Genomic DNA, 5711 nt, shown 5'->3' on the forward strand with positions numbered 1-5711 from the left:
GTCGGCGCGTCCGTCCCGGGCGGCGTCGGCACGCCGGACGGCCGCGCCGGGGATCCGCCGCCACCCTCCCAGCGCGTGCGCGGCAGACCCTGCGGCGCCTCGCGCTGGAGCCACGCGACGAGCCCCTCGCGCACGTAGCAGCGCAGGTCGAACAGCGTCGGCGCGTCGACCGCGCTGGCGAGCGCCCGCAGGCGGACCACGCCGCCCACGGCGTCGGTCACCTGGAGGATGCCGACGCGCCCGTCCCACAGGTCCGTGACCGACAGCAGCCGCGTCAGCTCGGCGCGCATCGCGTCGACCGGCACCTCCCAGTCGACGTCGAGCTCCACCGTGCCGAGCAGCTCGGCGGCGCGGCGGGTCCAGTTCTCGAACGGCGTGGTCGTGAAGTACGTGGACGGCAGGATGAGGCGGCGGTCGTCCCAGACGTGCACGACCACGTACGTCAGGGTGATCTCCTCGATGCGCCCCCACTCATCGGCGACCACGACGACGTCGTCGACGCGGATCGCGTCGGTGAAGGCGAGCTGCAGGCCCGCGAACACGTTGGCCAGGGAGCTCTGCGCCGCGAGGCCGGCGACGATCGAGATGAGGCCGGCCGACGCGAACACGCTCGCGCCGACCGTGCGCGCGCCGGGGAACGTCAGGAGCACGGCGGCGACGCCGATGACCACGAGCACCGCGACGGTGATGCGCCGGAGGACCTGCACCTGGGTGCGGACGCGCCGCGCGTGCCGGTTGTCCTTCACGTCGACCCGGTACCGCTGCAGCGCGAGGTCCTCGAGGACGAACGCCAGCGACCCGACGAGCCAGGTGAGCGCCACGATGAGCGCGATCAGCAGCGCGTGCTCGACGCCCGGCCGCCAGGCGTCGGCCGGGTCGGTGCTGAGCCGCAGCGCGACCCACACCGCGACGACCAGGAGCGTGACCCGCAGCGGGCGGCGGGAGCGGCGGGAGAGGTCGGCGGCCAGCGCGCTGCGCGGGGCCGCGCGCTGCACGGCCAGGCCGATCAGCGTCGCGAGCAGGTAGCCGGCGACCACGCCGCCCGCGACGGCGAGGAGGGGCACGACGACGTCGCCGACCCCGCGGACGACGTCCTGCACGACCTCGGGCGTGGGGCTGGGCGTGGCTGCGGCGAGGGTGAGGGTGAGGGTCGGGATGTCGGGCACCCGTCCAGGGTAGGAAGGACGACCCGGTCCCGCCCCCGGCGCTGGGGGCGGGACCCGGTGAGGAGCCGTCTCGCCGGCACGAGGCGTGGCGGACTCCTTGACCCTCACGGGCGGCCCGGCTCTCGCCGGACCCTTGTCGCGTGCGGACGGACGAGAGGTCGTGACCCGCGGCTGGCCGGTCGGTGCGTCTCCCGATCGGCTGTCATCAGCATGGCACCGGTACTTCACCCGCGCATCTCGAACGGGTGACCAGTTCCCGACCCGGAGCAGACCCGCGTCGCACCGGCCCTTGACCTGCGCCCCCGCGTGACCGTGACGTCCAGATTGTCCGCATGTCGGGACGGGGCCGTACCGTGGCCGCGTGCACGTGCCCGCGCCCCTCGCCGCCGCCCCCGCGCTGGCGTCCCTGGCGGCCCGCGCCGTGCCGGGCGTCGAGGAGGTCGACGTCGCCGCCGGCACGGTCCGCCGCCTCGTCGACCTCGGCGCCGGCCCCGTGCCCGTCGCCGTCACGCTCACGGACGCCGGCGCGACGGCGACGGCCGACGAGGCGACCGCCGCCGCCGGCCCCGCGCTGCGGCGCCTGCTCGCACGGTGGTTCGGCCTCGACGACGAGCTCGACGACGTGCACCGCGCGCTGGGCACGGATCCCGTGCTCGGCCCCCTGCTGCGCACGCGCCCGCACCTGCGCGTGCTCGGGCACCCCGACGGGTTCGAGGCGGCCGTGCAGGCCGTGCTCACGCAGCAGGTCTCCCTGCGCGCGGGACGCACGCTCGGCGGCCGGCTCGCGGAGGCGTACGGCGCCTCGCACCCGAGCGGCCTGCGCGCGTACCCGACGGCGGAGGCGGTCGCCGCCGCCGACCCGGTGACGCTGCAGGCGGTGCTGCGGGTCCCGCACTCCCGCGCCGGCGCGGTGCACGCGATCGCGGTGGCGTGCGCGGACGGTCTCGTGCTCGCACCGGGCGCGCCCGCCGCGGACGTGCGCCGGTCGCTGCTGGCCCTGCGGGGCGTCGGCCCGTGGACGGCGGACGTCGTCGCGCTGCGCGCGCTCGGCGACCGGGACGCCTACCCGGCCGGCGACCTGGTGCTGCGGCGCGCCCTCGGCGTGCCGCACGCGCGCGACGTCGCCGCGGCGGGGCTCGCCTGGGCGGGCCGGCGCGCGTGGGCCGCGACGCACCTGTGGGCGTCGGTCGGGTACGCCGACTGAACGACGCCCCGGGGGGACCGCGGGCGCGCGGGATCCGACACTTGCCATGACACCACTGTGGTGTCATGCTGACGTCATGGACATCACGCGCTACGTCGAGGACCTCCAGCACCGGCTCGCCACGGCGGCCGCGGCGGGCGGTGAGGACGCCCGGCAGCTCGCCGACCGCCTCACGGCACCCCTCGACGCCGCCGTGCGCCTCGTCCTGCTCGACGCCCTCTCGGCCGCGGCCGGCGAGATCTCGACCGAGCTCGCCCCCGGCTCGGTCGACGTGCGGCTGCGCGGCGGCGAGCCCGAGTTCGTCGTCGACGTCCCCACGGCACCTGCGGCACCGGTGCCACCCGTGCCGGCCGCCCCGGCCACGGCACCGGTCGCGACGCCGACCGAGGGCGACGACGGCGCCACCACCCGGACCACCCTGCGGCTGCCCGACCACCTGAAGTCCCAGGTGGAGGTCGCCGCGGCGCGCGACGGGGTCTCCGTCAACTCGTGGCTCGTCCGTGCCGTCGCCGCCGCGCTGGAGCCCGCCGCGCACCCGCCCGCACCGCAGCAGCACGGCGGGGGCAGCCGTCTCACCGGCTGGGTGCGCTGACCGCCCGGCGCACCAGCTCGCCTCCACCCGCACGACACCGCAGGCCGTCCGGACCGTCCCGCACCGCCTGACACCACCCTGACACCACTCGCGAGGAGTCGTCATGCCCACATTCCCCACGTCCACGCCCGTCCCGGTCGTCGTGGACGTTCCCTTCGGCAACCTGCACGTCGTCGCCAGCGAGCGGGACGACGTCGTCGTGACCGTCCTGCCCGCCGACCCCACCAGGTCGGGCGCCGTGCGCGCCGCGGAGGAGACCCGCGTCGCCCGCGACGGCGACGCCGTCACGATCGTCTACCCGTCCGCGTGGAAGCAGTACGTGCTGCCGTTCTCGGCCGGCGGCGCCCGCGTCACCATCGAGGTGCCCGCGGGCTCCGACCTGCGGGGCAAGGCGGGCACCCTCTACTCCGAGGGGCGCCTCGGCGAGGTCGACCTCTCGCTCAACGGCGGCGACGCCCGTGTCGACGAGGCCGCCCGCCTCGCCCTCCGGGTCTCGGCCGGGTCCGTCGTCGTCGGGCGCGTCACCGGGACCGCGGAGGTCAAGGTCAGCGCCGGGTACGTGCGGATCGACGACATGGCCGGCGAGGGCACGGTGCGTGCCGCCAACGGCCCCACCGAGGTGGGGACCGTCACCGGGGCGCTCCAGGTGGTCGGCGCGCACGCCGACATCCTCGTCGGCCGGGTGCGCGGCACGGTGACCGCCAAGGCGGCGCACGCCGGCATCCGCGTCGGCCGGGTCGAGTCCGGCAGCGTGACGCTCACCTCCTCCTACGGCTCGATCGAGGTCGGCGTGCCGGAGGGCACCGCCGCCTGGCTCGACGTCACCTCCGAGCGCGGCTCCGTCCGCAACCAGCTCACCCCCGCGCAGGGCCCCGTCGACGACGAGGACACCGCGCAGGTCTGCGCCAGCACCGGGTGGGGCGACGTCATCCTGCGCCGCCCCTGACACCCGACCGGCACCCCGCACCGCCCCGCACGGCTCCATCCCGGCACGACCCGCTCCACGAGCTGCTCCACCGACCGCAGTCAGGAGACCCTGCCATGATCCACGACCTCGCCGTCGACGTGCGCGGACTGCGCAAGTCCTTCGGTGACCACACCGTGCTCGACGGGATCGACCTCGCCGTCCCCGCGGGCACCGTCACCGCCCTGCTCGGCCCGAACGGCGCCGGCAAGACCACCACCGTCGGCATCCTGTCGACGCTCCTCGCCGCCGACGGCGGCACCGCCCGCGTCGCCGGGCACGACGTCGCCACGGAGCCCCTGGCGGTGCGCGCCGCGATCGGCGTCACGGGCCAGGTGTCCGCGGTCGACGACCTGCTCACCGGCGTGGAGAACCTGCGCCTCATGGCGTCGCTGCACCACCTGGGGCGGCGCGCCGGCCGCGAGCGCGTCGACGCCCTGCTCGCGCAGTTCGCGCTCGTCGACGCCGCGCGCCGGCCCGTCTCGACGTGGTCGGGCGGCATGCGCCGCAAGCTCGACCTCGCCATGACCCTGGTCGGCTCCCCCGCGGTCGTGTTCCTCGACGAGCCGACCACGGGCCTCGACCCGCGCAGCCGCCGCACGCTCTGGGACGAGGTGCGGGCCCTCGCGGCGGGCGGCACCACGATCCTGCTCACCACGCAGTACCTCGAGGAGGCCGACCGGCTCGCCGACCGCGTCGTCGTCATCGACGGCGGGCACGTCGTCGCCGAGGGGACCCCCGCCGAGCTCAAGGCCGCGCACCACACCGGGTCGCTCGACGACGTCTTCCTGCGCCTCACCGAGCCGTTCACCGAGCAGCCCGCCGAGCCGTCCACCGCCTCGTCCGACCCGAGCACGAAGGAGGTGGCCTGATGACCACCGTGACGACCGCCCGCACCGCCACGCCCGCCGCCCACGCCCGCCCGGTGGCGGACACCCTGACGATGCTGCGCCGCAACCTGCTGCGCGCGGTGCGGTACCCGGGCCTGACGATGTTCCTCGTCCTCGGCCCGCTCGTGATGCTGCTGCTCTTCGTCTACGTCTTCGGCGGCGCGTTCGGCGCCGGCGTGGCGCCCGGCGTCGCCCCGGGGGCCGAGGGCCGCGCGGCGTACCTCGACTACATCACGCCGACGCTGCTGGTCCTCACCGTGGTCGGCGGTGCGACGTCCGTCGCGACGAGCGCGGCGATGGACGCCGCGGCCGGGATCATGGCGCGGTTCAGGACGATGGCGATCTCGCCGGGATCCGTGCTCTCCGGCCAGGTCATCGGCTTCGTGGTGCAGGCCCTCACGGCGCTGGTGCTGGTCCTCGCGGCGGCCGTCGCCATGGGCTACCGGCCGGACGCCGACGCCCTCGGCTGGCTCACGCTGCTGGGCATGTTCGTGCTGCTCGGCCTCGCGCTCAACTGGCTGGCGGTCGCCATGGGCCTCAGCGCCCGCAGCGTGGAGACGGCGAGCAACACACCGATGATCCTGCTGCTCCTGCCGTTCCTCGGCAGCGGGTTCGTGCCGGTGGAGACCATGCCCGCCGGCGTGCGCTGGTTCGCCGAGCACCAGCCGTTCACGCCGATCATCGAGACGGTCCGCGGCCTGCTGGCCGGCACGCCGCTGGACGGCACGACGAGCGCGCCGGCGGTCGCCTGGTGCGTCGTGATCGGTGTCGTGGGCTACGCGTGGGCCCGCGTCCTCTACCGCCGCGAGCGGCGCTGACCGCACCGCCGCGAGCGGCGCCGGTCACGGCCGGCGGGCCGTGCGGCACCGACCTCCCCCACCGGCCGCGCCGGCGC

At 76.3% G+C, this 5711-nt stretch carries 6 protein-coding genes; 5 read left to right on the forward strand and 1 reads right to left on the reverse strand.

Annotation, left to right across the window (positions count from 1 at the left end):
• Positions 1-1166: mechanosensitive ion channel family protein (locus ACFUMH_RS18445; RefSeq protein WP_378208955.1), on the reverse strand; the 1166-nt coding region annotated here is incomplete at its 3' end.
• 361 nt (positions 1167-1527) lie between these two features.
• Between ACFUMH_RS18445 and ACFUMH_RS18450 the strand changes: the two genes are divergently transcribed.
• The 5 genes from ACFUMH_RS18450 (at position 1528) to ACFUMH_RS18470 (ending at position 5634) form a co-directional block, all read left to right on the forward strand.
• The gene (locus ACFUMH_RS18450; protein WP_378208957.1) at positions 1528-2370 is read left to right on the forward strand and encodes a DNA-3-methyladenine glycosylase family protein; all 843 of its coding nucleotides are present in this window, start codon (positions 1528-1530) and stop codon (positions 2368-2370) included.
• Positions 2371-2446: 76 nt separating this feature from the next.
• Positions 2447-2962, forward strand: coding sequence for a histidine kinase (locus ACFUMH_RS18455; RefSeq protein ID WP_378208959.1), 516 nt, complete (start codon positions 2447-2449; stop codon positions 2960-2962).
• 103 nt (positions 2963-3065) lie between these two features.
• Positions 3066-3908 (forward strand): DUF4097 domain-containing protein, encoded by an 843-nt coding sequence (locus ACFUMH_RS18460; protein WP_378208961.1) that lies wholly within the window; start codon positions 3066-3068, stop codon positions 3906-3908.
• 95 nt (positions 3909-4003) lie between these two features.
• A complete protein-coding gene (locus tag ACFUMH_RS18465; protein WP_378208963.1) occupies positions 4004-4798 on the forward strand; it encodes an ABC transporter ATP-binding protein in 795 nt (264 codons plus the stop codon).
• On the forward strand, positions 4798-5634 hold the full coding sequence (locus tag ACFUMH_RS18470; RefSeq protein ID WP_378208965.1) for an ABC transporter permease: 837 nt from the start codon (positions 4798-4800) through the stop codon (positions 5632-5634). Before ACFUMH_RS18465 ends, ACFUMH_RS18470 begins: the two co-directional genes overlap by 1 nt.
• Positions 5635-5711: the final 77 nt, after the last annotated feature.

The sequence above is a fragment of the Cellulomonas sp. NPDC057328 genome (assembly GCF_042667215.1).
Lineage (GTDB): Bacteria > Actinomycetota > Actinomycetes > Actinomycetales > Cellulomonadaceae > Cellulomonas.

Bases quoted from the DNA above. Each gene is read 5' to 3' on its own strand.
- ACFUMH_RS18455 (WP_378208959.1), top strand. From the start codon at position 2,447: ATGGACATCACGCGCTACGTCGAGGACCTCCAGCACCGGCTCGCCACG.
- ACFUMH_RS18460 (WP_378208961.1), top strand. From the start codon at position 3,066: ATGCCCACATTCCCCACGTCCACGCCCGTCCCGGTCGTCGTGGACGTT.
- ACFUMH_RS18465 (WP_378208963.1), top strand. From the start codon at position 4,004: ATGATCCACGACCTCGCCGTCGACGTGCGCGGACTGCGCAAGTCCTTC.
- ACFUMH_RS18470 (WP_378208965.1), top strand. From the start codon at position 4,798: ATGACCACCGTGACGACCGCCCGCACCGCCACGCCCGCCGCCCACGCC.